The following is a 23,325-nucleotide window of genomic DNA, read 5'->3' on the forward strand; positions in this document are numbered from 1 at the left end:
GTGCGGAAGGGGCAGTTCGTGCTGGAGCAGCCGTACGAGTACGGGGCCCGGGAGCTCGTCGAGCCCGACTGGCGCCGCCTGCCGGGTTTCGCCGACGTGAGCGGGGCGGAGTGGCGCTCGGCGCAGTGGCAGCGGGCGCACTGCGTGAAGAGCGTGCGCCAGCTGCGCGGCGTGTACGGCGACCTGCTCGACGAGTCGTTCTACGCCGACGTCGAGGCCGACCAGGCCGGTCGGGCGACCATGTCGCTGCTGCTGCCGCCGCAGATGCTGAACACGATGGTGCCCGACGCGGTCCCCGACTCCGCGGCGATGCGGGCCGACCCGGTGCGCCGGTACATGCTCCCGGTCGCCGCCGACCGGTTGCCCGGCGCCGCGGCCAGCCATCCCTACGCCGCCCGCGACTCGCTGCACGAGCACGAGATGTGGGCCGTCGAGGGGCTGACCCACCGCTACCCCACCAAGGTCCTCGCCGAGCTGCTGCCCACCTGCCCGCAGTACTGCGGGCACTGCACGCGGATGGACCTGGTGGGCAACTCGACGCCCGCCGTCCACAAGCTGAGGTTCGACCTGAAGCCGGTCGACCGGCACGCCGCGATGCTCGACTACCTGCGGCGCACGCCGGGCGTGCGCGACGTCGTCGTCTCCGGCGGCGACGTGGCCAACCTGCCGTTCCGGAACCTCGAGGCGTTCGTGTCCGGGCTGCTGGGGATCGAGTCGGTGCGCGACATCCGGCTGGCGACCAAGGCGCTGGTGGGTCTGCCGCAGCACTGGCTGCAGGACGACGTCGTCGAGGGCATGGGCCGGCTGGCCCGCACCGCGCGCGAGCGCGGCGTCTCGCTGGCCGTGCACACGCACGTGAACGCCGCCCAGCAGGTCACCCCGCTGGTGGCCGAGGCGGCGCGGGCGATGCTGGCCGCCGGGGTGCGGGACGTGCGCAACCAGGGCGTGCTGCTGCGCGGGGTGAACGCGACGGCGACGCGGCTGCTGGACCTGTGCTTCGCGCTGCTCGACGGCGCCGGCGTCACGCCCTACTACTTCTACATGTGCGACATGATCCCGAACGCCGAGCACTGGCGGGTGTCGCTGGCCGAGGCGCAGGTGCTGCAGCACGACATCATGGGCTACCTGCCCGGCTTCGCCACGCCGCGGATCGTGTGCGACGTGCCCTACGTCGGCAAGCGCTGGGTGCACCAGGTCGCCGAATACGACCGCGAGCGGGGCATCAGCTACTGGACGAAGAACTACCGCACCGGCATCGAGGTCGACGACGAGGACGCCCTCGACCGGCGGTACGTCTACTACGACCCGATCTCCACCCTGCCGCCGTCCGGGCAGGCCTGGTGGGCGCAGCGCGGCGTTCCGGCGGCCGGGGCGCAGGCGCGCTAGCGGAGTGGTGGCGGAGTGCGGGGAGCGACATCTCCTCGCCCCTGGTACTCCGCCGCGGGAGGTGAGACGCGCCGCGCCGGCGGGGTAGGGCCGCGGCGTGACCGTGCTGCGCACCGACCGGCTGCGGCTGCGCCCGTGGACGACGGCCCCGGACGACCTCGCCCGGATGGCCGACCTCTACGGCCGGGAGGAGGTCACCCGGTGGGTCGGGGGCACCCCCTCGGTGCCGCCGGCCGAGCTGGTCGCCCGCTGGGCCGCGGTGCACGCGCGGGACGGCCGGTACGGCTGCTGGGCGATCGAGCGGTCGGACGGCGTCGTCGCCGGCACGGTGCTGTTCAAGCCGCTGCCCAACGGCGTCGGCGAGATCGAGGTGGGCTGGCACCTGCACCCGGACTCCTGGGGGCACGGCTACGCCACGGAGGCCGGCCGGGCCGTCATCGAGCGCGGCTTCGCCGCCGGGGTGCCGGAGGTCTACGCGGTCGTCCGGCCGGGGAACACCGCCTCCGCGGCGGTGTGCCGGCGGCTGGGCATGCAGCCGCTCGGGCGGATGCGCCGCTGGTACGACGTCGAACTGGACGCCTACCGGCTGATGGCGCCGGTCGTGGTCGACTGACGGTGGTCGACCGACGGCGAGCCGGGCCGGCGGCTCAGGCGGCGGGCCGCCGTCCGGTGCGCTCCTTGACGCGGCGGACGAGCCGGCGGACGACCGGCTCGCGCGGAGCCCGCCTGCCGATGCCCTTGGCGAACTCGGCGTCGCGCACCGCGGCCTGCGCCGGCGTGGGCGCGGTGCCGCCGAGGTGGGCCGGCAGCCACCAGCGGTCGTCGGGGCCGGAGGGCTGCTGCGGATAGCTGCGCTGGGCCGCGTCGAGCAGCGCCTCCATCGCCGCCCGCGTGCGGCGCAGCAGGGGTTGGGCCTTCTCCCCCGGTCCGGCCAGGATCGGCTCGCCCAGGACGACGGTCACCGCGACGTCGCGCCGCAGGTGCACCGGCTGACCCTTGGTGGCCACCCGGTGCCCACCCCAGACGACGGCCGGCACGATCGGCACCCCGGCGTCGATCGCCATGCGGGCCGCGCCCGCCTTGAGGTCCTTGACCGTGAAGCTGGTGCTGATGGTCGCCTCGGGGAAGACGCCGACCAGCTCGCCGTCCTTCAGCGCGCGGACGGCGGACTCGAAGGCCGCCGCCCCGGCCTTCCGGTCGACCGGGATGTGCTGCATGGCCCGCATGAACGGCCCGGCGAACCAGTGCTCGAAGACCGCGGCCTTGGCCATGAAGCGGACCAGCCGGTGCTGCGGCAGGGCGCCGAGGCCGAGGAAGGTGAAGTCGAGGAAGCTGACGTGGTTGCTGCAGATGACCGCTCCGCCGGTGGCCGGCACGTTCTCCGCGCCGCGCACGTCGAAGCGGAAGCGGAACAGCCGGAACACGACGAGGGCCAGCCGGACGATCAACCGGTACGGCCGGTCCCGGGGATCGGGCGACGGGCCGAACAGGTCGCGCCGGACGACGTCGCGCCAGGTCGCCGTGTACATGGCCGGAATCTAGCGGCTGGGCGCAACCGCCGCCCGGGCGACGTCCCCGGGCTGCCCGGCCGTCACCGCCACGGCCGCGCGGACCACCGCTGCGGGGTCGCCGGTCTCCCGGAACACGCGGCGCTGCAGGTCGGCACCGGTGCCGCGGTGCAGCAGGACCCCGACGCCCCGCGTCACCAGGCGCTCGTCCCCGGCGTCGGCGAGGGCCGGCCGGACGTGCTCGACCAGCGCGGCGAGGACGTCGGCGGCCGGCGCCGGCCGGCCGGTGACCGGGTGCACCAGGTCACCGGTGAGGCCCGACCGGCCGGCCCGCCAGGAGGCCAGGCGCAGCAGCTCGCCGGGGGCGTCGGGCGGCGGGGTGCCGGCCGCGGCCTCCCGGGCGGCGGTCTCGACCAGGCCGCGGACCAGCCCGGCGAGGACGACGGCGTCCTCGACCCGGAGGGCGACGTCAGCGGTGCGCACCTCGACCGTCGGCCAGGTCGCGGACAGGCGGGCGTCGAAGTAGAGCATCCCGCGGTCGATCACGGTGCCGGTGGCGAGCAGGGCGTCCACGAGCCGGTGGTAGGCGGCGGCGTCGGGGACGACGGCGAGCGGCCCGGCGGTCGGCCAGCGGCTCCAGGCCCGGCTGCGGTAGCTGGCGTAGCCGGTGTCCTCGCCCTGCCAGAACGGTGAGTTCGCCGTCAGTGCCGTGAGCACGGGCAGCCACACCCGGATCCGGTTGAGGACGGCGACGCCCTCCTCGTCGTCGGCGACCGCCACGTGCACGTGGCAGCCGCAGGTCAGCTGGTCGGTGGCGATCGGCCCGAAGGTGGCCAGCATGCGGGCGTACCGCTCCCCCGGCGTGGGCCGCGCCCGGACGGCGACCGGCGAGGTGGCCAGCGCCGCGACGCGGGCTCCGGTGGCCGTCGCGGCCGCGGCGGCCCGGTCGCGCCAGTGGCGCAGCTCGGCCGCGACCTCGTCGAGGGAGCCGCACACCCGGGTGCCCAGCTCCACCTGCTGCGCCATCAGCTCGGGGACCAGGCGCGCGCCGCCGCCCCGGTCGGCGGAGCCCGGCCGGCCCTCGGCCGCGCGGTCGGCGCGGTCGTGCTCGACGACGTCCTCCCCCTCGCCGCGGCCGGCGGCGACCGCCAGGGCGTCCGGGCCGAGCGCGACCGGCCGGCCGTCGAGATCGACGACCAGCAGCTCCTCCTCGACCCCGACGGTGCGCACCCGCCCATGGTGGAGCGGGAGCCGCCCGCCGGCGAGCCGGGCGCCGGGCTTCCGCGACCAGGAGGTGCCCGCACAGACCTCCCGTTATCCCCAACGCTGAGTTGCCCCTTTCGGACAACAGCCCTTCCGCCGCACGTGTGTCGCCTGCCTTGGCGCCCGTGAGGGCGCCGAAACTCGCGCTTTCTCGCGCGGCCGGCCACCATTCGGTGGCATCATTGTTGGGGATAACGGTAATGTTCCGTCATGGTGGCTCGATGGCAGCAGCCGCTGCCGCAGATGCCGGCTCCACCTGCGGCGATCGCCTGGCGCCGGCTCGCACCACCCCGTGGCTACGAGGCGCAGTGGCGGCGGCTCGTCGACGCCGCCCTGGAGCTCGGCGTGGGGCCCGACGACCTCGCGGCGACCGGGCTCGATCCGCTGGCCGCGGCGCGGGGGTGGAAGCCGGCGACGGTGGCGCTGTACAGCAAGGTGGCCCGGTACGGGGGCCTGGCGCTGGCCACGGCGCGGACACCGGAACCCGATCCACCCCTGCTCGAGCTGAGACCGCTCACCGAGGTGCGCGGCGACGACCCGGAGCACCTGCGCGCGGTGGCCTGGTGCGCGCTGGCGCTCGGCTGGCCGGCGCCGGTGGGCGGCTTCCGGTCGCTGCGCCGCGACCAGGTGCACCCCGGCACCCGGCGCCTGCTGGTGCGCACCGACGACGGCGAGTGGGCCGCTCCCGGGGCGCTGACCGCCTGGCACGCCTGGGAGACCGTGCGCGCCCGCTTCCCCGCCCTCGCGGCGAGCCCCTGGGTGCTGCCGGCGCTACGCCGCGGTCCGGGCTTCGACTCCCGGGTGGGCGGCCGGCTGTCGAACCAGGCGCTGCAGGTGACCTTCGCCAAGCACGCCGTGCGCACCGCGGGGCACCTGCGCCGGACGGCGCCACCCTCGCGGCGCGAGGAGGTCGAGGCGCTCGCGGCCGAGTACCAGCGGCTGTCCTACGACTCCTACCGCCGGCTGGCCCTCGCCGCGGGAGCGACGCCGGTATCACCGCGCGGTGCCGTCCGCGCCGCCCGGGCGCTGCACCACACGCTCCGCCGCGCCTGACCCGCCGGGCCGGTCAGCAGAGGGTGAGCTGCTCGGCGTCCGGCGACCCGGCTCCGGACGCCGCCGCCGGCAGGTGCCGGCGCCGGTCGGCCGCCGGGCGCCGGTCGGGAGCCGGTGCTCCCGGCAGGCTGCCGGCCGGGAAGCCACCAGCCTCGTCCCCGGGCGCGCCGGGGCCGCCAGCCTCGTCCCCGGGCGCGCCGGGGCCGCCAGCCTCGTCCCCGGGCGCGCCGGGGCCACCGTCCGCGGCCGCGGGTGCGCCGTCGCGGGCGGCGCCGCCGGACTGCGGGCCGAGACCGTGCCGCGCCAGCAGCGGCGCCACCCGCTCGGTCAACCAGGTGCGGTACTCGGCCGGGACGTAGGCGCCACGCCCGTACAGCCGGCGGTAGTGCGGCACCAGCCGCGGGTGCTCGCGTGCCAGCCAGGCGGTGAACCACTCGCGGGCGCCGGGCCGCAGGTGAAGCGGCAGCACGGTCACCCCGGTGGCGCCGGCGTCGGCGACGGCGGCCAGCGCCGCCTCGAGGTCGGCGAGGCGGTCGGTGAGGCCGGGCAGCACGGGGGCGAGGAAGACGCCGCACGGCAGTCCGGCGTCGGTGATCGCGCGGACCAGCTCCAACCGCGCGCGGGGGGTGGGTGCACCCGGCTCCAGGGCTGCGTGCAGTTCCTCGTCCCAGATGGCCATCGACACGCCCAGGCCGATCGGGACGTCGGCCGCCGCGGCGCGCAGCAGGGGCAGGTCGCGCCGGAGCAGCGTGCCCTTGGTGAGGATGGAGAACGGCGTCCCGGACGCGGTCAGCGCGCGGATCACGCCGGGCATCAGCCGGTAGCGCCCCTCGGCCCGCTGGTAGGGGTCGGTGTTGGTGCCGAGCGCCACGTGCTCGCGCCTCCAGGACCGGCGGGCCAGCTCGCGCCGCAGCACGTCGACGAGATTGGTCTTGACCACGATCTGCGTGTCGAAATCGCGCCCGCTGTCCAGCTCCAGCCACTCGTGCGTGCCCCGGGCGAAACAGTAGGTGCACTGGTGGGCGCAGCCCCGGTAGGGGTTGATCGTCCAGCGGAACGGCATGCCCGACGCCTCCGGGACAGCGTTGAGCGCGCTCTTCGCCCGGACCTCGTGCAGCGTGACGCCGGGGAACTCCGGCACCTCGACGCTGCGCAGCAGGCCGCGGACGGCCGGGACGCCCGGCAGCGCCGCCGGGTCGTCGAGGTCCAGCCGCTGCGCGTCCCACCGCATGCCGACATACGAACACGTGTTCGACGGCGTGTCCAGCCGGGGCGCGGCGGGTCGTCAGATCGGCGGGCGGCCCTCGTAGAACGTCGACAGCACGACCGTCGTCCGGGTGGTCACGTTGGCCGCCGCGCGGATCTCCTGCAGCAGCGCCTCCAGCGCGTCCGGCGAGGACACCCGCACCTTGAGGATGTAGCTCTCCACGCCGGCGACCGAGTGGCAGGCCTCGATCGCGGTCAGGTGGGCCAGCCGGGCCGGCGCGTCGTCGGGCTGGGCCACGTCGATCGGGGTGATGGACACGAACGCGGTCAGCCCGACGCCGAGCGCCGCCGCGTCGAGCTTGGCGTGGTAGCCGGTGATCAGGCCCCGCTGCTCCAGCCGGCGGACCCGCTGGTGCACCGCCGACACCGACAGACCCACCCGCTCGGCCAGCTCGGTGTAGCTGGCCCGGCCGTCGCGGGCCAGCGCGGCCAGCAGGGCCCGGTCCACGTCGGCCGACGCGAGCGGGGCCGCGCCGGGGTCAGCCGGGGAGGACGACGAGCTCACGGGGACCGTCGTTCAGCGTCCGGACGCCGTCGTCGGTGCAGACGACGATGTCCTCGATCCGGGCTCCGCACCGGCCGGCGAAGTAGATGCCCGGCTCCACGGAGAACGCCATGCCCGGCTCCAGCGGCAGCGCGTTGCCGGCGACGACGTAGGGCGCCTCGTGGGTGTCCAGGCCGATGCCGTGCCCGGTGCGGTGGATGAACTGCTCGCCCCACCCGGCGACGGCGATCAGCTCGCGCGCCGCGGCGTCCACCTGCTCGGCGGTGACGCCGGGGCGGACGGCCGCCGTGGCCGCCGCCTGCGCGGCCTGCAGCACGCCGTACCACTCGGCGGTCGCCGCGTCGGGGTCGCGCCCGACGGCGTAGGTGCGGGTGCAGTCGGACCGGTAGCCGGTCGCGGTCATCCCGCCGATGTCGACGACGACGAGGTCGCCGGCCTCGATCGCGCGGCCGGACAGCTCGTGGTGCGGGCTGGCGCCGTTCGGTCCCGAGCCGACGATGGTGAAGTCGACCGCCACGTGCCCCTCGGCGAGGATCGCCGCGGCGATGTCGGCGCCGACCTCGGCCTCGGTGCGGCCGACCCGCAGCCACTCCCCCATCCGCGCGTGCACCCGGTCGATGGCCGCGCCGGCGGCGGCGAGCTCCTGGATCTCGGCCGGCGTCTTGACCACCCGCAGCCGGTCGACGACCGGGCCGGCCAGCTCCAGCGCCGACCCGGGCAGCGCCCGCTGGACGCCGAGCGCGTGCTCGGCCCAGGTGCGCGCCCCGACGGCCACCCGCCGCGGCGCCGTCCCGAGCCGCGCGGTGGCCGCACCGGCCAGCAGCGCGAACGGGTCGTCGGTCTCGTCCCAGGCCATCAGCTCGAGCTGGAGTGCGGCGGCCGGGCTGGCGTCGACCATCGGCGCCTCCAGGCGCGGCACCACCAGGTAGGGCTCGCCGCGGCGGGGCACCGCCAGCGCGGTGAGCCGCTCCATCGCGTGGGCGGCATAGCCGGTGAGATAGCGCAGGTCGGACCCCGGCGTCAGCACGAGCAGGTCGATGCCCGCCTGCTCGGCCCGCGCACGCGCCCCGTGCACCCGGTCGATCGACACGAGCGGGTCGCCGGGCGGCGCGGCTGCGGTCGTCACGGCCGAAGCCTAGCCACCGCGGCGCGGGCCGCCGCGCCGCGGCGGGCGCCCGGACCGATAACGTCCGCGGCCGTGACGACCATGCTGCTGGACGCCGCCAGCCTCTACTTCCGGGCGTTCTACGGCGTCCCCACCAGCGTGACCTCCCCGGACGGGCGGCCGGTCAACGCCGTCCGCGGCTTCCTGGACATGACCGCCCGGCTGCTGACCACCCACCGGCCGGACCGGCTCGTGGCCTGCTGGGACGACGACTGGCGACCGGCGTTCCGCGTCGCGGCCCTGCCCTCCTACAAGGCCCACCGGCTCGCGCCCGACGGCACCGAGGAGGTCGTGCCCGACGAGCTGACCCCGCAGGTCCCGGTGCTGGTCGAGGTGCTCGCCGCGGCCGGCGTCGCCCGCGTCGGGGCGCCCGGCTACGAGGCCGACGACGTGATCGGCACCCTGGCCACCCGGGCCCGGGGACCGGTCGACGTCGTCACCGGCGACCGCGACCTGTTCCAGCTGGTGGACGACGCCCGCGGCGTGCGGGTCCTCTACACCGCCCGCGGCATCCTCGACATCGAGGTGGTCGACGAGGCGGCGGTCACCGCGAAGTACGGCATCCCCGGCCGGGCCTACGCCGACTTCGCCGTGCTGCGCGGCGACCCCAGCGACGGCCTGCCCGGCGTGCCCGGGATCGGCGCCAAGACGGCGGCGGCGCTGGTCACCGCGTTCGGCGACCTGGCGGGCATCCGGGAGGCGGCGTCCCGTACCGCCGTGCCGCGGCCGCCGCTGACGGCGGCGGTGCTCAAGCGGCTGCACGCCGCGGGCGCGTACCTGGACGCCGCCCCGGTGGTGGTGGCGGTGGCGAAGGACATCGACCTGCCCCCGGTCGACGGCGACCTGCCCCGCCGGCCGGCGGACGCGGACACCCTCGCCGGGCTCGCCGCCGCGCACGGGATCGAGTCGTCGCTGCGCCGGCTGGGTGCCGCGCTGGGCTGGCCGGCGGACGCGCCGGCCTGAGCCGACGCCCGGGTTTCGGTCCGCCGGCGGGCGGGTTCAGGGCTCGGCCCAGGAGTACGCGGCCTCGGCCGCGTCGGTCACCGTGATCCGGATGGTGACGTCCTCGCCGTCGGCCGTGGCGCCGCGACAGGTGTAGGTGGCACCGGTGACGACCAGCATCCGCTCGTCGCAGGACAGGTCCAGGGCGACGCCCTCGCGCTGCTCGAACTGCGCGGCGACGTCACGCTCGACCGCGGTGCGGTCCAGCACCCGGGAGCCGAGCACGCCGGCCAGCACGACCACGACGATCGCGACGACCAGGGTCAGCGCGACCAGCGTGAGCAGCAGCCCGCGACGCGACCGCCGGCGCGGCCGGGGCGCGCCGGCGGTCAGCCGCCCACCGCCACGGCCACGACGCCACGCCGCACGCGCGCGACGGCCGCCCGCGCGGCCGCGCCGACCGGGTCGTCGGCGACCGCGCCCAGCTGGTCGAGCAGGTCGATCAGCTGGCGGGCCCAGCGGACGAAGTCGCCCCCGGAGAGCTCGGTGCCGGCCTGCTCGGCCCCGGCGAGCACCCGGTCGAGGTGCTGCCCGTCGGCCCAGCGGTAGGCCGCCCAGACGAAGCCCAGGTCGAGGTCGCGGGTGGCGGGCACGCCGTGGTGCGCCTCGACGTCCTGCAGCCGCAGCCGGATCCGGCGCATCTCGGCGATCGTGGCGGCCACCTTCCCGGCGGGCACCGCCGGCTGGCCGGGCATGTCGCGCCGGGCCTCGAAGACCAGCGTCGAGACGACGGCCGCCAGCTCGGCCGGCGTCAGGCCGCGCCACACGCCCGCGCGCAGGCACTCGGCGACCAGCAGGTCGCCCTCCGCCCAGATGCGGGCCAGCCGCCGGCCGTCGTCGGTGACCACCGGGACGTCGTCGGCCGCGCCGAGCTCGTGGGTGTCCGCGGGCACCAGGGGCGCCACCTCGGGCACCAGGTAGCCCAGCTCCTCGAGGACGTCGCAGGTGCGGTCGAACTGCCGGGTGAGCGAGCCGGTGCGGTCGGCCATGGTGCGCTGCAGCCCGTCGGCCTCGTGCACCGCGCGCAGCCACCGCTCGGCGGCGCGGACCCGCTCGTCCCGGTCCGGCAGGCCGTGCACCGGGTGGTTGCGCAGCGCCCGCCGGAGGTCGTGCAGCACCGGGTCGTCGGCGGCGGCCGACCGCTGCTTGACCCGCCGCGCGCCCAGGTCGTTCTCCAGCCGCGCGTTGCGCAGGGTGGAGGCGAGGTCGCGGCGGGCGTGCGGGCTGCGGTGGTTGAAGTTCTTCGGTACCCGGACCCGGGCCAGCGCGGTCACCGGCGTCGGGAAGTCGACGGAGCCGAGCCGGCCGGCCCACTTGTCCTCGGTGAGCACCAGGGGGCGCGGGTCGGCGAGGTCGGTGACGCCGGCGTCCAGGACGACGGCCAGCCCCTGGCGCCGCCCGGAGGGCACCCGGATGACGTCACCGGGCCGCAGCGCGGCGAGCGCGTCGGCGGCCTCGAGGCGCCGCTTGGCCTGCGAGTCGCGGGAGAGCTCCTTCTCCCGCTCGCCGATCTCCCGGCGGATCCGGGCGTACTCGCCGACGTCGCCGGAGTCGGAGTGCATGTCGGCGGCCCACCGCTCGGCGTCCTTCTCGTGCCGGGCCGCCGCGCGGGCCAGGCCCACGACCGACCGGTCGGCCTGGAACTGGGCGAACGAGCTGCCCAGCAGCTCGCGGGCGCGGGCCCGGCCGAACGAGCCGACCAGGTTGACCGCCATGTTGTAGCTGGGCCGGAACGACGACCGCAGCGGGTAGGTGCGGGTGCTGGCCAGCCCGGCGACCACCGCCGGGTCGACGCCGGGCGCCCAGACGACGACGGCGTGGCCCTCGACGTCGATGCCGCGCCGGCCGGCCCGACCGGTGAGCTGCGTGTACTCCCCCGGCGTCACGTCGGCGTGGGCCTCGCCGTTCCACTTGACCAGCCGCTCGAGCACGACCGTGCGGGCCGGCATGTTGATGCCCAGCGCGAGGGTCTCGGTGGCGAACACGGCCTTGACCAGCCCGCGGACGAAGCACTCCTCGACGGTCTCCTTGAAGGCCGGCACCAGACCCGCGTGGTGCGCGGCCAGCCCGGCCAGCAGGCCTTCCCGCCACTCCCAGAAGCCGAGGACGTGCAGGTCCTCGTCGGGCAGCGAGCCGGTCCGCCGGTCGACGATCTCCGCGATCTCCGCGCGCTCGGCCTCGTCGGTCAGCCGCAGCCCGGCCAGGAGGCACTGGTGCACGGCCTGGTCGCAGCCGTTGCGGCTGAAGACGAAGGTGATCGCCGGGAGCAGGCCGGCGCGGTCGAGCCGCTCGACGACGTCGGGGCGGGCCGGCGGGCGGTAGCGCGGGCGGTGGGAGAAGCCGCCGCGCCGCGGGCCCTCGCTCCAGCTGTCGGTGCGCCGCTCGTACTCGCGCACGTAGCGGACGAGCTCCGGGTCGACCACCGACGAGCCGCGCTCGCGGGTGGACTGCCGCGGGTCGTCCGCTCCGGCCGCGTGCGCCACCGGGCGCAGGCTGAACAGGTCGAAGACACGGCTGCCGACCAGCATGTGCTGCCACAGCGGGACCGGCCGGACCTCGCTCACGACCACCTTGGTGTGCCCGCGGACGGTGACCAGCCAGTCGCCGAACTCCTCGGCGTTGCTGACCGTCGCCGACAGGGACACCAGGGTGACCGACTGCGGGAGGTGGATGATCACCTCCTCCCAGACGGCGCCGCGGAACCGGTCGGCGAGGTAGTGCACCTCGTCCATGACCACGTAGCCGAGCCCCGCGATCGCCGGGGACTCCGCGTAGAGCATGTTCCGCAGCACCTCGGTGGTCATGACCACCACCGGCGCGTCGCCGTTGACCGCGTTGTCACCGGTGAGCAGGCCCACCTTCGCCGGCCCGTAGCGCTCGACCAGGTCGTTGTACTTCTGGTTGGACAGCGCCTTGATCGGCGTCGTGTAGAAGGCCTTGCGGCCCTCCGCGAGCGCCTTGTGCACGGCGAACTCACCGACGACGGTCTTGCCGGCGCCGGTCGGCGCGCACACCAGCACACCCGCGCCCTCGTCGAGCGCCTCGCACGCCTCGACCTGGAACGGATCGAGGGAGAAACCGAGTTCGGCGGTGAAGTCGGACAACGTCGGGTGGGCGGTGCGCCGCCGCGCGGCCGCGTACCGCTCCGCGGGGCTGGACATGCTCCCCACGTTAGGCGCTGCGCCCTCCCGTCACCGGGGCCACCGCGGGAACCCTGCGCTCGGGGCGGGGCCACCGCGGGAACCCCCGCTCGGGGCGGGGCCACCGCGGGAACCCCGCGGTCGGGCGGCCGTCCCCATCCGGGTCCCTGTGCTCTGGGTGCGCAGCGCACGCACAGCACGGGGGCGTTAGCAGAGCACAGGGGCGTGAGCAGTGCACCGGCGTCCGCAGGGCACCGGCGTCAGCGGTGCGAGGAGGCGCCCGAGTCGGCCGGTGCGGCCGCGTCGTCGAGCGACGACGGCCGGGCGTCCAGCGGCGAGGCCGCGTCGTCGGGGAGGCCGTGGAAGTGCTGCGCGGCGTCGCGCCGGGCGCGGCGGCGGTCGACCACCCGGGCGATCTGGATGGCGAGCTCGAACAGCACGGCCATGGGCAGCGCCATCGCCAGCATGGTGAACGGGTCCTGCGTCGGGGTGACGAAGGCGGCGAAGACGATGGTCAGGAAGTAGATCCACCGCCGCGAGCGGGCCAGGGCCGCGTAGGAGAGGAGCCCGACCAGGTTGAGCGCGACCGCGATCAGCGGCAGCTCGAACGACAGCCCGAAGGCCACCAGCAGGCTGGTGACGAAGCCGAGGTAGTCGGGTGCGGTCAGCTGGAACGCGACCTCGTCACCGGCCAGGGTGAGCAGGATCTCCAGGCCCTTGTACAGCGTGATGTAGGCGAGCACGGCACCGAGGGCGAACAGCGTGCTCGACGCGGCGACGAAGGCGACGGTGTAGCGCCGTTCGTTGCGCTTGAGGCCGGGCGTGATGAACGCCCACAGCTGGTACAGCCAGAACGGCGCGGAGAGCACCGCGCCGGCGATGAGTCCGATCTTCAGCCGGAGCAGCACCCCGCCGAAGACGTCGAGGACCACCAGCTGGCAGCTCGCGTCGCCCTGGAAGCGCAGGTCGCCGGGCAGCGCGCAGTAGGGCTCGGTGAGGAACGACAGCAGGCCCCGGTCGTACCAGAGGAAGCCGACGACGGTGCCGAGGGCGAGGGCGAGCAGCGCCTTCGCGACGCGGTTGCGCAACTCGGTGAGGTGGGCAACCAGCGACATCGTCGCCTCGGGGTCGCGGGGCGGCCGGCGCCGCCGCAGCCGGGGCACGCCGCGCGGGGTCAGCGGGAGCCGTCGGCCGAGCGCGCCCGCTGGGCGCGTGCCTCGGCGTCGCGCGCCTCGGCCTGCAGCTGCGCGGTCAGGTCGTCGCGGGGGCCGGACGACGGGGCGACGATCTCGCCGCGCACCGGGGTGTCCGCGGCCGGTCGCGCGTCGTCGCGGCCCCCGGCGCGGTCGTCGGCGCGGTCGTCGGCGCGGTCGTCGTCCTTCATGCCCTTCATCTCGCCCTTGAAGATGCGCAGCGAGCGGCCGAGCGAGCGGGAGGCGTCGGGCAGCTTCTTGTACCCGAACAGCAGCAGGACGGCGAGGATGATCAGGCCGATCTCCAGGGGTCCCAGGTTGGGCATGGTCATCCTCCGGTCGTGAGGGGCAGGGGAAATGCTACGCCGCGGTCCCCCCGCGGCCGGGCCGTCGCGGGTGGCGCGGTCCGGCCGGGACGAGCCCGTCCCGCCGGTGGTCAGCCGGCGTCCTCCTGGTCGGCGCGCAGCCGCGCGGCCCGCTCGGCGCTGTCGCGGGCCAGTTCGAGCACCGGGCCGAGCTCGCGCCCGAAGGCGTCGACCTCCCGGCCGAGCCGCTGGAAGGCGCCGAGCAGCCCGTGCAGCAGGCCGCCGAGCACGGCCAGCACCAGGACGGCGACGACGATCCAGACCACGACGAGCAGCACGGCAGCGACCCTAGCCGCCCCGGCTGGCAGCCGGCTGGGCGTCGCCGGTGTACCGGCCGAGGGCCGCCCGCGCGTCCGCGGCGACGGCGGCGGCGAGCTCGGCCGGCTCGTCGACCAGCGCCGCGCCGCCGAGGGAGGCGACCAGGCGGCGGGCCCAGGCGAGGTCGGCGGTGCGCAGCACGACGGCCAGCCCGCCGGGCGGGTCGTCGACCGGGCGGGCGTCCTCGACCGGGTAGTACTCGGCGACCCAGCGGGCAGCCCGGGCCAGCCGCAGCCGGACGACGGGCGAGCCCGGCTCCGGCTGGTAGATGCCGGACTCGACGTCCCGTCCGTGGGCCTGCGGCGGCGGGGCGGCCGGCTCGTCGAGCACCTCGACCCCGTCGACCCGGTCCAGCCGGAACAGCCGGACGCCCTCGGCCCGCCGGCACCAGGCCTCCAGGTACCACCGCCCGTCGACCAGCAGCAGGCGCATCGGGTCGACCGTGCGCTCGGTCCGCTCGTCGCGCGTGGGCACGTAGTAGTGCAGGTGCAGCGCCCGGCGGCGCTCCAGCCCGTCGCGGACGACGGCCAGCGCCTGCTCCCGGGCGTCGACGCTCAGCACGACGGGCGTGACCCGGTCGGCGGCGTGCCCGGCGGCGGCCGACACCTTGGCCAGGGCCCGGCTGACCGCGTCGCGCTCGGCCAGACCGGGCAGCTCCAGCAGCGTCCGGAGGGCCACCACGAGGGCGACCGCCTCGTCGGTGGTCAGCCGCAGCGGGCGCACCATGCCGGCGGTGAACGTCACCCGCACCCGGTCGCCCTCGAAGGCCAGGTCGATGAGGTCACCCGGGCCGTAGCCGGGCAGGCCGCACATCCAGAGCAGGTCCAGGTCGCTGCGCAGCTGCCGCTCGGGAACGCCGAAGTCGCGGGCGGCCTCGGTCAGCGGCACGCCGTCCGGGCGGGCGGTGAGGTAGGGCACCAGGGCGAGCAGCCGGGTCATCCGCTCGTTGGTGCTGGTCGCGGTCACGCCCGCTCCCCCGCCGGCGTGCCGGCGAGCGCGCCCGCGTCGCGGTCGCCGCCCGGGTCGGCGAGCCGCGCGAGCCGGGTCAGCCGGGCGACGACGGCGTCGCGCAGCTCGGCCGGCGACTCGACGACGACGTCGGCGCCGAGGGCGGCCAGCTGGTCGGCCAGCGGGCCGAGCTCGGGGGTCCGCAGCTCCAGCCGGTCGTCGCCGTCCTCGGCGGCGCCCAGCGGGGTGGCGTGCCGCCGCAGGCCGACGGCGGTGCCCGGGCGGGCGCGCACGACGGCGATCCGCTCCGGACCGCCGGCGACCTGGCGGGCGACGGCCGCGGCGAGGTCGAGGTCCGCCGGCGGCTCGAAGGCGCCGGCGGGGCCGCTGGCCCGGGGGGTGCCGACGACGCGGGACAGCCGGAAGACCCGCGTGTCCTGCCGGTCGAGATCGAGGCCGACCAGGTACCAGCGGCCGTGCCAGGCCACCACGCCCCAGGGCTGCACGTGCCGCTCGGCGGGGGTGTCCTCGTCGGGACGGCGGTACTCGAAGCTGAGCTGCCGCCGGTCGCGGGCCGCCGCGTAGGAGGCCTCGAAGGCGGGCTCCCCGGCGTCCAGCCGCGGCTGCAGCGGGATCGCCCGGGAGGTGTCGACATCGACGCCGGCCGCCTTGAGCTTGACCAGGGCGCTGTGCGCGGCCGACGCCAGCCGCGCCGACTCCCACAGCCGCAGGGCCAGGCCCACCGCCGCGGCCTCCTCGCCGGTGAGGGTGATCTCGGGCAGCTCGTAGTCGGCCCGGGCGATGCGGTAGCCGTCCTCGGTGTCGAAGACGCTCGTGCGGCCGGTCTCCAGCGGCACGCCCATCTCGCGCAGCTCGGCCTTGTCCCGCTCGAACATGCGCTTGAAGGCCTCGTCGGCGCGGTCGGTGCCGTCGTCGGCCTCGTAGCCGGGCACGGTGGCCCGGATCCGCGCGGCGGTGACGTACTGGCGGGTGGAGAGCAGCGCGATGACCAGGTTCACCAGTCGCTCCGCCCGCTTGGCCGCCATGCCCGCCAGGCTAGTCAGCGGCCGGCGGGTGCCGTCGGTCCGGCCGCGGCCCGCCCGCCGACGCGGCGCGCGCGCCGGCGGGCGTCGTCCTGCTGGCCGTCGGGGCGCTGGCTAGCCTGCGGGGGTGAGCTCCGCAGACCGAGGCCGTCCGGTGTCGCGGATCCGCTGGCGGCGCGGGCGGGTGCGGGCGACCGGCCGGTCCTGGCGGGACGCGCTCGAGCTGACCGTCGACGTCCCGGACGACGGCGAGGTGCGGGCGCTGGCCTACCCCTCGTTGGTCGGGGTGCCTGAGGTCGGCGACGACGTGCTGCTGAACACGACCGCGTGGGCGCAGCAGCTCGGCACCGGCGGGTACGCGCTGGTGGTCGCCGTCCCCGACCGGCTGCCACCGGACCCGGCCGGGCCGGGGCACCTGGTGAAGGCGCGGTACACGCCGCTGCAGGTGAGCGTGCAGGGCGTCGACGAGCAGGACACCGAGCACCACCGGACCCTCGCCGACGCCGACGACCTCGGCGGCATGCCGGTCGTGGTCGCCGACCTGCACTCGGCGCTGCCGGCCGTGCTCATCGGCGCGCTGGCCACCGACCCGGACCTGCGGGTCGCGTACGTGATGACCGACGGCGGCGCGCTCGCGGCCGGCTTCTCCCGCACGCTGGGCGGCCTCCGGACGTCGCTGGCCGGAACGGTGACGGTCGGCCAGGCCTTCGGCGGCGACCTGGAGGCGGTGACCGTGCACACCGGTCTGCTGGCGGCCAGGCACGTGCTCGGCGCCGACGTCGCCATCGTCACGCAGGGGCCGGGCAACCTCGGGACGGGCACGCCGTGGGGCTTCTCCGGCGTGGCCGCCGGGGAGGCGTGCAACGCGGTGAGCGTGCTCGGCGGCCGGCCGATCGGGGCGCTGCGCATCTCGGACGCCGACCCGCGCCCCCGCCACCGCGGCGTCTCCCACCACTCGCTCACCGCCTTCGGGCGGGTGGCCCTGGCCGGGGTGACCCTGGTGGCGCCGCGCGGGCTGTCGTCGGAGCTCGGCGGGCAGGTGGACGAGGACCTCGCCGGCCAGCCGGAACGCAACCCGGTTGTGTGGGTCGACACCGACGGGCTGGACAAGGCGCTGTCGCTGTCGCCGGTGCCGCTGTCGACCATGGGCCGCGGCTACCCCGAGGAGCGGGCCTACTTCCTGGCGGCCGCGGCCGCCGGCCGGTACGCCGCGCTGCGGGTGCTCCCGCCACCCGAGCCCGGCGCGGCCGCGGGCGGTGCGGCCGCGGGCGGTGCGGCCGAGGACGACGCCGCCGGCGACGCCTGACGGACCCCCCTCACCGCGGGCGGGCCCGGGGGCTCCGCGCCGCGGCCCTCCCTCACATGCTGGCGATCAGCTTGTCGACCCGGTCGTCGACGGCCTTGAACGGGTCCTTGCACAGCACGGTGCGCTGGGCCTGGTCGTTGAGCTTGAGGTGCACCCAGTCGACGGTGAAGTCGCGGCGCTTCTCCTGGGCGCGGCGGATGAACTCGCCGCGCAGCCGGGCCCGGGTGGTCTGCGGGGGCACGTTCTTGGCCTCGAAGATGCGCGGCTCGTGCGCCACCCGCTCGACCTGCCCGGCCCGCTCGAGCAGGTAGTACAGGCCCCGCCTGCGGCTGATGTCGTGGTAGGCGAGGTCCATCTGCGCGATGCGCGGGTGCGACAGCGGCAGACCGCGCTTGCCGCGGTAGCGCTCGATCAGGCTGTACTTGGTCGCCCAGTCGATCTCGCGGTCGATCAGCGACAGGTCGCCGGTGTCGACCGCCTTGAGCACCCGGCCCCACAGCTCGAGCATCTGCCGGTGCACCGGGCCGAACCCCTCCCGGTCGACGAACTCCGCGGCGCGCGAGTGGTACTCGGTCTGGATCTCCAGCGCCGACATCTCCCGGCCGCTGGCCAGCCGCACCTTGCGCCGTCCGGTCATGTCGTGGCTGATCTCGCGGATGGCCCGGATCGGGTTCTCCAGGCTCATGTCCTTGATCGGGGTGCCGGCCTCGATCATCCGCAGCACGAGGTCGGTCATGGCGACCTTGAGCAGTGTCGTCGTCTCGTTCATGTTCGAGTCGCCGACGATGACGTGCAGCCGCCGGTAGCGCTCGGCGTCGGCGTGCGGCTCGTCGCGGGTGTTGATGATCGGGCGGGAGCGGGTGGTGGCGCTGGAGACGCCCTCCCAGATGTGCTCGGCCCGCTGGCTGACGCAGTAGATGGCGCCCCGCGGGGTCTGCAGCACCTTGCCGGCGCCGACGACGATCTGCCGGCTGACCAGGAACGGGATGAGCACGTCGGCCAGCCGGCTGAACTCGCCGTGCCGGCCGACCAGGTAGTTCTCGTGGCAGCCGTAGCTGTTGCCGGCCGAGTCGGTGTTGTTCTTGAACAGGTAGATGTCGCCGGTCACGCCCTCCTCGTTCAGCCGCTGCTCGGCGTCGACGAGCAGGCCCTCGAGGATGCGCTCGCCCGCCTTGTCGTGGACGACGAGCTCGGTGAGGTCGTCGCACTCGGCCGTGGCGTACTCCGGGTGGCTGCCGACGTCGAGGTACAGCCGCGAGCCGTTGCGCAGGAACACGTTGGAGCTCCGACCCCACGAGACCACGCGGCGGAACAGGTAGCGGGCGACCTCGTCCGGGGACAGCCGGCGCTGCCCGCGGAAGGTGCACGTGACGCCGTACTCGGTCTCGATCCCGAAGATCCGTCGGTCCACGGACCGAGCCTAGGCGCCGGGGACGACGAAAGCTGGCTGCCGGACCGCGTCGCGCCGATGCCGTGACCCGGCGACCGGTCAGCCCGCCCCGCCGTCCGGGCCGGCGTCCCGCTGGCGGTCGTCGGGACCGGGCTGCGGTCCGGAGCCCTCCCCGGTGCCCTCCGTGCCACCGGCCGTGTCGGGCGCCTCGGGGCTGCCCAGGCCGGCGGGCGTGCCCGGCTGCGGGTGGCTGGGGGCGTGCGCGGAGGCCGCCGTGGCCGCCTCGGGCGCCGCGGCGGCCGAGGTGTCGCCGAGCAGGGAGCGCAGGGCGGCGCCGACGATGCGGCGGAAGGCCCGCTTGGGGCGGCGGCGGTCGAGGACGGCGACCTCGAGCTGCGCAGCGGTCAGCTGCGCGGGGCCACCGTCGCCGGCGGCGCCCGAGGTGACCGGGCTGACCGCCGACAGGGCCCGGACGCCGACCTGGAGCGCGTCGGCCAGCCCCATGCCGGGGTGGAAGTGCTCGCGCAGGTGCCCGGTGACGGCGTCGGCCTGCCCGCCCATGACGACGAAGTCCGGCTCGTCGACCACCGAGCCGTCGAAGGTGAGCCGGTAGAGCTGGTCGGCCTCGGGCGTGTCGCCGACCTCGGCGACGCACAACTCGACCTCGTAGGGCTTCATCTGCTCGGTGAAGATCGCGCCGAGGGTCTGCGCGTAGGCGTTGGCGATGACCCGCCCGGTGACGTCGCGCCGGTTGTAGGAGTAGCCGCGGACGTCGGCGAGCCGGACACCGGCCACCCGCAGGCTCTCGAACTCGCTGTACCGGCCGACGGCGGCGAAGCCGATGCGGTCGTAGAGCTCGCCCACCTTGTGCAGCGTCGAGCTGGGGTTCTCGGCGATGAACAGCACGCCGTCGGAGTAGGTGACGACGGCGACGCTGCGGCCGCGGGAGATGCCCTTGCGGGCGTACTCCGAGCGGTCGCGCATCAACTGCTCGGGCGAGGCGTAGTACGGCATCGTCATGGCGTCAGCCCTCCCGCCCGGCGGAGAGCCGCTCGGCCTCGGCCCGCTCGGCGATGATCGACTCGGCGACGCCGGCGACCTCCTCGTCGGCCAGGCGGACGGCGCCTTCGGCGTCGACGCGGTAGACGATCGGGTACAGCCGGCGGACCGGGTCGGGCAGGCCGGTGGCGGAGTCGTCGTCGGCGGCGTCGTAGAGCGCCTCGACGACGGTCCGGGTGGCGCCGTCGCGGTCGAGCCCGGCCCGCCAGGTCTTCTTCAGCGAGTTCCGGGCGAACAACGAGCCCGAGCCGACCGTGGCGTAGCCGCGCTCCTCGTAGTTCCCGCCGGTGACGTCGTAGCTGAAGATGCGCCCGGGGCTGACGCCCTCGGCGGCGTCGAGGTCGTAGCCGGCGAACAGCGGGACGACGGCGAGCCCCTGCAACGCGGCGCCCAGGTTGCCGCGGATCATCTGGGCGAGCCGGTTGGCCTTGCCGTCGAGGGAGAGCGTGAGGCCCTCGATCTTCTCGTAGTGCTCGAGCTCGACCTGGTACAGCCGGACCATCTCGATCGCGATGCCGGCGGCGCCGGCGATGCCGATCACGCTGTAGGAGTCGGCCGGGTAGACCTTCTCGATGTCGCGGCTGGAGATGAGGTTGCCCATGGTGGCGCGCCGGTCGCCGGCCATGATGACGCCGTCGGCGAAGGTCGCCGCGACGATCGTGGTGCCGTGGGGGGCGATGTCACCGACCGGTAGCTGCGGGACCGGCCGGCGGCCGGGCAGCAGCTCGGGCGAGGTCGCCGCCAGGAAGTCGGTGAACGAGGAACCCACCCGGTCCAGATAGGCGGGCGGGAACCCGCTCCGGCCGGCCGACCACTCGTTCACCCATCCGCCTCTCCCGCCGTCGTGCGCCGGCGTCCACCCTCGGTCCGTCCGGCGCCGCGCACACCCTTGGTGCTGCGCGTCCCGCCGGGGCGTCGCTGCGACCCTACCGGCGGGCCGCCCGGTCGGCTGTCGGTGTCGGGCGACGAGCCAGCAGACCGCTGGGCGGCCAGGATCACTGCCCGCTCACGATGGAAGGCGACGTAATAGGCGGCCGCATGCAGGAGCAGTGGATCGTCGCGGACAACCCCAGGCCGTGGTTGCACCGCTGGCAGAGCAGCTGTCGCGTTTCCCCAGTAGCATGGTCGTGGTCCAGGTGCTGCGGGGCCGACTCACGGCAGATGGCGCACTGGTCGTCCTGGGCGGCTCGCATCTCCGCCACCTGGTTCTTGGTCAGCTTGTACCTGCGATGGAAGTAGTACTCGCTGTTCGCTGCGTTGTGGCAGGGCTTGCACCGACTCCCGAAACCAGAGGAGGTGACGCTGCTGCGCATGTACTTTTCGTGCCTTACGGCCTTGCGGCAGACCGGGCACCAACGGAAGCCGTCAGGAACCCACGACACGTCCCGCACCGTCTTGCCCATGGCTTGACGGCGTTTCCGGTAGTGCGTGTTGCTCTTGGCCCGGTTGCACTCGAGGCAGTAGAAGGACAGCCCGTCACCCAGCGATCTGTTGCGACCGAAGTTGGCAGCTGGCTTGGTCTTGCGGCAAGACGGGCACCGCTTGGTCATGACGGAGCGTAAGCTGCTGACTACTCTCCGCCCTTCTGCACGTATTGGCGAACAAACTCTTCGCTGTTCTCCTCGAGCACCTCGTCGATCTCGTCGAGGATGGCGTCGATGTCCTCGCTCATCTCCTTGTGGCGCTCGGCCACCTCGGAGTCGACCGAGGCCTCGACCTCCTCGGCCTCCTCGCGCGACCGCGTAGCCCGCTGCTGCCCGCCGGTGTCCCTCGTGGCCATGGGTCCCTCCACAGTCCGTGCATCGACGCCGATGCGTGTGCGAGCCGAAGCTACCCGCCGGAGGTGACATCCGGGTCATCCTTGCGGGGCCGGTGGATCACCCGCCGGTGATCGTGTCGACGAGCTCCTGCGCCGTCGCGCTCGCCTCGAACAAGGCCCCGACGTGCTCCCGCGTGCCGCGCAGCGGCTCCATGGTCGGGATGCGCACCAGGTTCTCCCGGCCGAGGTCGAACACGACCGAGTCCCACGACGCGGCCGCCACCTGGGTCGGGTAGCGACGCAGGCACTCCCCGCGGAAGAACGCCCGGGTGTCGGTCGGCGGGCTGGTCATCGCCCGGATGACCTCGTCGTCGGTCAGCATCCGCTGCATCGACCCGCGGGCCACCAGCCGGTGGTAGAGGCCCCTCTCCGGTCGGACGTCGCTGTACTGCAGATCGACCAGGTGCAGCCGCGAGTCACCCCACGCCAGCGCGTCGCGCGACCGGTACCCCTCGAGCAGGCGCAGCTTGGCCGGCCAGTCCAGCCGGTCGGCGCACCGCATCGGGTCGTCGGCGAGGTCGTCGAGCACCTGCGCCCAGTGGCGCAGCACGTCGGCGGTCTGCCCGCCGTCGTCGACGTCGTCGGCGCCCCCGCCGTCGACGAACTTCTCCGCCGCCTCCAGGTAGAGCTGCTGCAGCTGGATCCCCGTCATGCGCCGGCCGTCGCGCAGCCGCACGAGGTGGGTCAGGGACGGGTCGTGGCTGATCGCCTGCAGCGCCTCGACCGGCTCCTCGATGGTCAGATCGCCGGGCAGCGCCCGCGCCTCGATCATGGCCAGCACGATCGACGTCGTCCCGACCTTGAGGTAGGTCGACAGCTCGGCCAGGTTGGCGTCACCGATGATCACGTGCAGCCGGCGGTACTTGTCGGCGTCGGCGTGCGGCTCGTCGCGGGTGTTGATGATCGGCCGCTTGAGCGTGGTCTCCAGGCCCACCTCGACCTCGAAGAAGTCGGCGCGCTGGGAGAGCTGGAAGCCCTGGGTGCGGCCCTCGGGTCCGATGCCCACCCGCCCGGACCCGGCGAAGACCTGCCGGGTCACGAAGAACGGGATCAGGCCGCGGATGATGTCGATGAACGGCGTCCGCCGGTCCATCAGGTAGTTCTCGTGCGCGCCGTAGCTGGCGCCCTTGCCGTCGGTGTTGTTCTTGTACAGCTGGATCGGCTGGGTGCCGGGCACCCGCGCCGCCCGCCGGGCGGCCTCGGCCATGACCTGCTCACCCGCCTTGTCCCAGAGGACGACGTCGCGCGGGGTGGTCACCTCCGGCGTCGAGTACTCGGGGTGCGCGTGGTCGACGTACAGCCGGGCGCCGTTGGTCAGGATGACGTTGGCCATCCCGGTGTCCTCGTCGAGGTCGGTGTGGTCGAGCGCCTGGGCCGGGGACAGGTCGAAGCCGCGGGCGTCGCGCAGCGGTGACTCCTCCTCGAAGTCCCACCGCGGGCGGCGGGGCGTCGGCGCCTCGGCCACGGCCCACGCGTTGACCACCTGGCTGGACAGGGTGGTCGGGTTGGCCGTCGGCTGGCCGGGCACCGCGATGCCGTACTCCACCTCGGTGCCCATGACCCGCCGCACGCTCATGACCCAACCCTAGGCGGCCG

Annotated in this window: 23 protein-coding genes; 5 read left to right on the forward strand and 18 right to left on the reverse strand. The window is 75.1% G+C overall.

Going from position 1 to position 23,325, the window contains the following annotated elements:
* A complete protein-coding gene (locus OF117_RS06970; RefSeq protein ID WP_263552092.1) occupies positions 1-1,386 on the forward strand; it encodes a KamA family radical SAM protein in 1,386 nt (461 codons plus the stop codon).
* Between the two features lie 97 nt (positions 1,387-1,483).
* On the forward strand, positions 1,484-1,999 hold the full coding sequence (locus tag OF117_RS06975; RefSeq protein WP_263552093.1) for a GNAT family N-acetyltransferase: 516 nt from the start codon (positions 1,484-1,486) through the stop codon (positions 1,997-1,999).
* A 34-nt stretch (positions 2,000-2,033) separates the two neighbouring features.
* Here the strand turns inward: OF117_RS06975 and OF117_RS06980 are convergent, their stop codons facing one another.
* Both OF117_RS06980 and OF117_RS06985 read right to left on the reverse strand, forming a co-directional pair.
* On the reverse strand, positions 2,034-2,915 hold the full coding sequence (locus tag OF117_RS06980) for a lysophospholipid acyltransferase family protein (RefSeq protein WP_263552094.1): 882 nt from the start codon (positions 2,913-2,915) through the stop codon (positions 2,034-2,036).
* A gap of 9 nt (positions 2,916-2,924) precedes the next feature.
* Positions 2,925-4,124, reverse strand: a complete 1,200-nt coding sequence (locus OF117_RS06985; RefSeq protein WP_263552095.1) for a glutamate--cysteine ligase — start codon at positions 4,122-4,124, stop codon at positions 2,925-2,927.
* 243 nt (positions 4,125-4,367) lie between these two features.
* On the opposite strand from OF117_RS06985, the gene OF117_RS06990 reads away from it, so the two are divergent.
* Complete coding sequence (locus OF117_RS06990; RefSeq protein WP_263552096.1) at positions 4,368-5,210, forward strand: hypothetical protein; 843 nt, start codon at positions 4,368-4,370, stop codon at positions 5,208-5,210.
* A 13-nt stretch (positions 5,211-5,223) separates the two neighbouring features.
* On the opposite strand, the gene OF117_RS06995 is transcribed toward OF117_RS06990, so the two are convergent.
* The 3 genes from OF117_RS06995 to OF117_RS07005 are packed head-to-tail and all read right to left on the reverse strand — an operon-like array spanning position 5,224 to position 8,107.
* Complete coding sequence (locus tag OF117_RS06995; protein WP_263552097.1) at positions 5,224-6,441, reverse strand: Rv2578c family radical SAM protein; 1,218 nt, start codon at positions 6,439-6,441, stop codon at positions 5,224-5,226.
* Positions 6,442-6,495: 54 nt separating this feature from the next.
* On the reverse strand, positions 6,496-6,981 hold the full coding sequence (locus OF117_RS07000) for an Lrp/AsnC family transcriptional regulator (RefSeq protein WP_263552098.1): 486 nt from the start codon (positions 6,979-6,981) through the stop codon (positions 6,496-6,498).
* Positions 6,956-8,107, reverse strand: coding sequence for a M24 family metallopeptidase (locus tag OF117_RS07005; protein WP_263552099.1), 1,152 nt, complete (start codon positions 8,105-8,107; stop codon positions 6,956-6,958). Before OF117_RS07005 ends, OF117_RS07000 begins: the two co-directional genes overlap by 26 nt.
* 81 nt (positions 8,108-8,188) lie before the next feature.
* Between OF117_RS07005 and OF117_RS07010 the strand changes: the two genes are divergently transcribed.
* Positions 8,189-9,109, forward strand: coding sequence for a 5'-3' exonuclease (locus OF117_RS07010; RefSeq protein WP_263552351.1), 921 nt, complete (start codon positions 8,189-8,191; stop codon positions 9,107-9,109).
* Between the two features lie 36 nt (positions 9,110-9,145).
* Here the strand turns inward: OF117_RS07010 and OF117_RS07015 are convergent, their stop codons facing one another.
* The 7 genes from OF117_RS07015 to OF117_RS07045 form a co-directional block, all read right to left on the reverse strand.
* Positions 9,146-9,385 carry a DUF4333 domain-containing protein gene (locus OF117_RS07015; protein WP_263552100.1) on the reverse strand — a complete coding sequence of 80 codons (240 nt, stop codon included), beginning with the start codon at positions 9,383-9,385 and terminating at the stop codon, positions 9,146-9,148.
* Between the two features lie 92 nt (positions 9,386-9,477).
* Complete coding sequence (locus tag OF117_RS07020) at positions 9,478-12,309, reverse strand: DEAD/DEAH box helicase (protein ID WP_263552101.1); 2,832 nt, start codon at positions 12,307-12,309, stop codon at positions 9,478-9,480.
* A gap of 239 nt (positions 12,310-12,548) precedes the next feature.
* A complete protein-coding gene (gene tatC / locus OF117_RS07025; protein WP_263552102.1) occupies positions 12,549-13,451 on the reverse strand; it encodes a twin-arginine translocase subunit TatC in 903 nt (300 codons plus the stop codon).
* A gap of 11 nt (positions 13,452-13,462) precedes the next feature.
* On the reverse strand, positions 13,463-13,807 hold the full coding sequence (tatA, locus tag OF117_RS07030; RefSeq protein ID WP_263552103.1) for a Sec-independent protein translocase subunit TatA: 345 nt from the start codon (positions 13,805-13,807) through the stop codon (positions 13,463-13,465).
* Between the two features lie 110 nt (positions 13,808-13,917).
* Positions 13,918-14,124 carry a hypothetical protein gene (locus OF117_RS07035; RefSeq protein ID WP_263552104.1) on the reverse strand — a complete coding sequence of 69 codons (207 nt, stop codon included), beginning with the start codon at positions 14,122-14,124 and terminating at the stop codon, positions 13,918-13,920.
* Between the two features lie 10 nt (positions 14,125-14,134).
* Positions 14,135-15,130: a helix-turn-helix transcriptional regulator gene (locus tag OF117_RS07040; RefSeq protein ID WP_263552105.1), complete on the reverse strand. Its 996-nt coding sequence runs from the start codon at positions 15,128-15,130 to the stop codon at positions 14,135-14,137.
* Complete coding sequence (locus OF117_RS07045; protein WP_263552106.1) at positions 15,127-16,158, reverse strand: helix-turn-helix transcriptional regulator; 1,032 nt, start codon at positions 16,156-16,158, stop codon at positions 15,127-15,129. The genes OF117_RS07040 and OF117_RS07045 overlap by 4 nt, the downstream gene beginning before the upstream one ends.
* Positions 16,159-16,282: 124 nt before the next feature.
* Between OF117_RS07045 and OF117_RS07050 the strand changes: the two genes are divergently transcribed.
* Positions 16,283-17,461, forward strand: coding sequence for a DUF3866 family protein (locus OF117_RS07050; RefSeq protein ID WP_263552107.1), 1,179 nt, complete (start codon positions 16,283-16,285; stop codon positions 17,459-17,461).
* Between the two features lie 52 nt (positions 17,462-17,513).
* Here the strand turns inward: OF117_RS07050 and pafA are convergent, their stop codons facing one another.
* The 6 genes from pafA to dop form a co-directional block, all read right to left on the reverse strand.
* The gene (gene pafA, locus OF117_RS07055; protein WP_263552108.1) at positions 17,514-18,872 is read right to left on the reverse strand and encodes a Pup--protein ligase; all 1,359 of its coding nucleotides are present in this window, start codon (positions 18,870-18,872) and stop codon (positions 17,514-17,516) included.
* Between the two features lie 78 nt (positions 18,873-18,950).
* The gene (gene prcA, locus OF117_RS07060) at positions 18,951-19,871 is read right to left on the reverse strand and encodes a proteasome subunit alpha (protein ID WP_263552109.1); all 921 of its coding nucleotides are present in this window, start codon (positions 19,869-19,871) and stop codon (positions 18,951-18,953) included.
* A gap of 4 nt (positions 19,872-19,875) precedes the next feature.
* Positions 19,876-20,733: a proteasome subunit beta gene (prcB, locus tag OF117_RS07065; protein WP_263552110.1), complete on the reverse strand. Its 858-nt coding sequence runs from the start codon at positions 20,731-20,733 to the stop codon at positions 19,876-19,878.
* A gap of 172 nt (positions 20,734-20,905) precedes the next feature.
* On the reverse strand, positions 20,906-21,460 hold the full coding sequence (locus tag OF117_RS22235) for an endonuclease domain-containing protein (RefSeq protein ID WP_411969426.1): 555 nt from the start codon (positions 21,458-21,460) through the stop codon (positions 20,906-20,908).
* Positions 21,461-21,480: 20 nt separating this feature from the next.
* A complete protein-coding gene (locus OF117_RS07070) occupies positions 21,481-21,690 on the reverse strand; it encodes a ubiquitin-like protein Pup (RefSeq protein WP_263552111.1) in 210 nt (69 codons plus the stop codon).
* Between the two features lie 97 nt (positions 21,691-21,787).
* Positions 21,788-23,305 (reverse strand): depupylase/deamidase Dop, encoded by a 1,518-nt coding sequence (gene dop / locus OF117_RS07075; protein WP_318014224.1) that lies wholly within the window; start codon positions 23,303-23,305, stop codon positions 21,788-21,790.
* Positions 23,306-23,325 lie beyond the last annotated feature (20 nt).

The sequence above is a fragment of the Geodermatophilus sp. YIM 151500 genome, from assembly GCF_025716945.1.
GTDB lineage: Bacteria > Actinomycetota > Actinomycetes > Mycobacteriales > Geodermatophilaceae > YIM-151500.

What these genes read in the sequence shown, in the direction of transcription:
- OF117_RS07010 (WP_263552351.1), top strand. Translation starts at nt 8,189, where the DNA reads ATGCTGCTGGACGCCGCCAGCCTCTACTTCCGGGCGTTCTACGGCGTC.
- OF117_RS06995 (WP_263552097.1), bottom strand. Translation starts at nt 6,441, where the DNA reads ATGCGGTGGGACGCGCAGCGGCTGGACCTCGACGACCCGGCGGCGCTG.
- prcA (WP_263552109.1), bottom strand. Translation starts at nt 19,871, where the DNA reads ATGACGATGCCGTACTACGCCTCGCCCGAGCAGTTGATGCGCGACCGC.
- dop (WP_318014224.1), bottom strand. Translation starts at nt 23,305, where the DNA reads ATGAGCGTGCGGCGGGTCATGGGCACCGAGGTGGAGTACGGCATCGCG.
- OF117_RS22235 (WP_411969426.1), bottom strand. Translation starts at nt 21,460, where the DNA reads ATGACCAAGCGGTGCCCGTCTTGCCGCAAGACCAAGCCAGCTGCCAAC.
- OF117_RS06980 (WP_263552094.1), bottom strand. Translation starts at nt 2,915, where the DNA reads ATGTACACGGCGACCTGGCGCGACGTCGTCCGGCGCGACCTGTTCGGC.
- OF117_RS06990 (WP_263552096.1), top strand. Translation starts at nt 4,368, where the DNA reads ATGGTGGCTCGATGGCAGCAGCCGCTGCCGCAGATGCCGGCTCCACCT.
- tatA (WP_263552103.1), bottom strand. Translation starts at nt 13,807, where the DNA reads ATGCCCAACCTGGGACCCCTGGAGATCGGCCTGATCATCCTCGCCGTC.
- OF117_RS07020 (WP_263552101.1), bottom strand. Translation starts at nt 12,309, where the DNA reads ATGTCCAGCCCCGCGGAGCGGTACGCGGCCGCGCGGCGGCGCACCGCC.
- OF117_RS07070 (WP_263552111.1), bottom strand. Translation starts at nt 21,690, where the DNA reads ATGGCCACGAGGGACACCGGCGGGCAGCAGCGGGCTACGCGGTCGCGC.
- OF117_RS07045 (WP_263552106.1), bottom strand. Translation starts at nt 16,158, where the DNA reads ATGGCGGCCAAGCGGGCGGAGCGACTGGTGAACCTGGTCATCGCGCTG.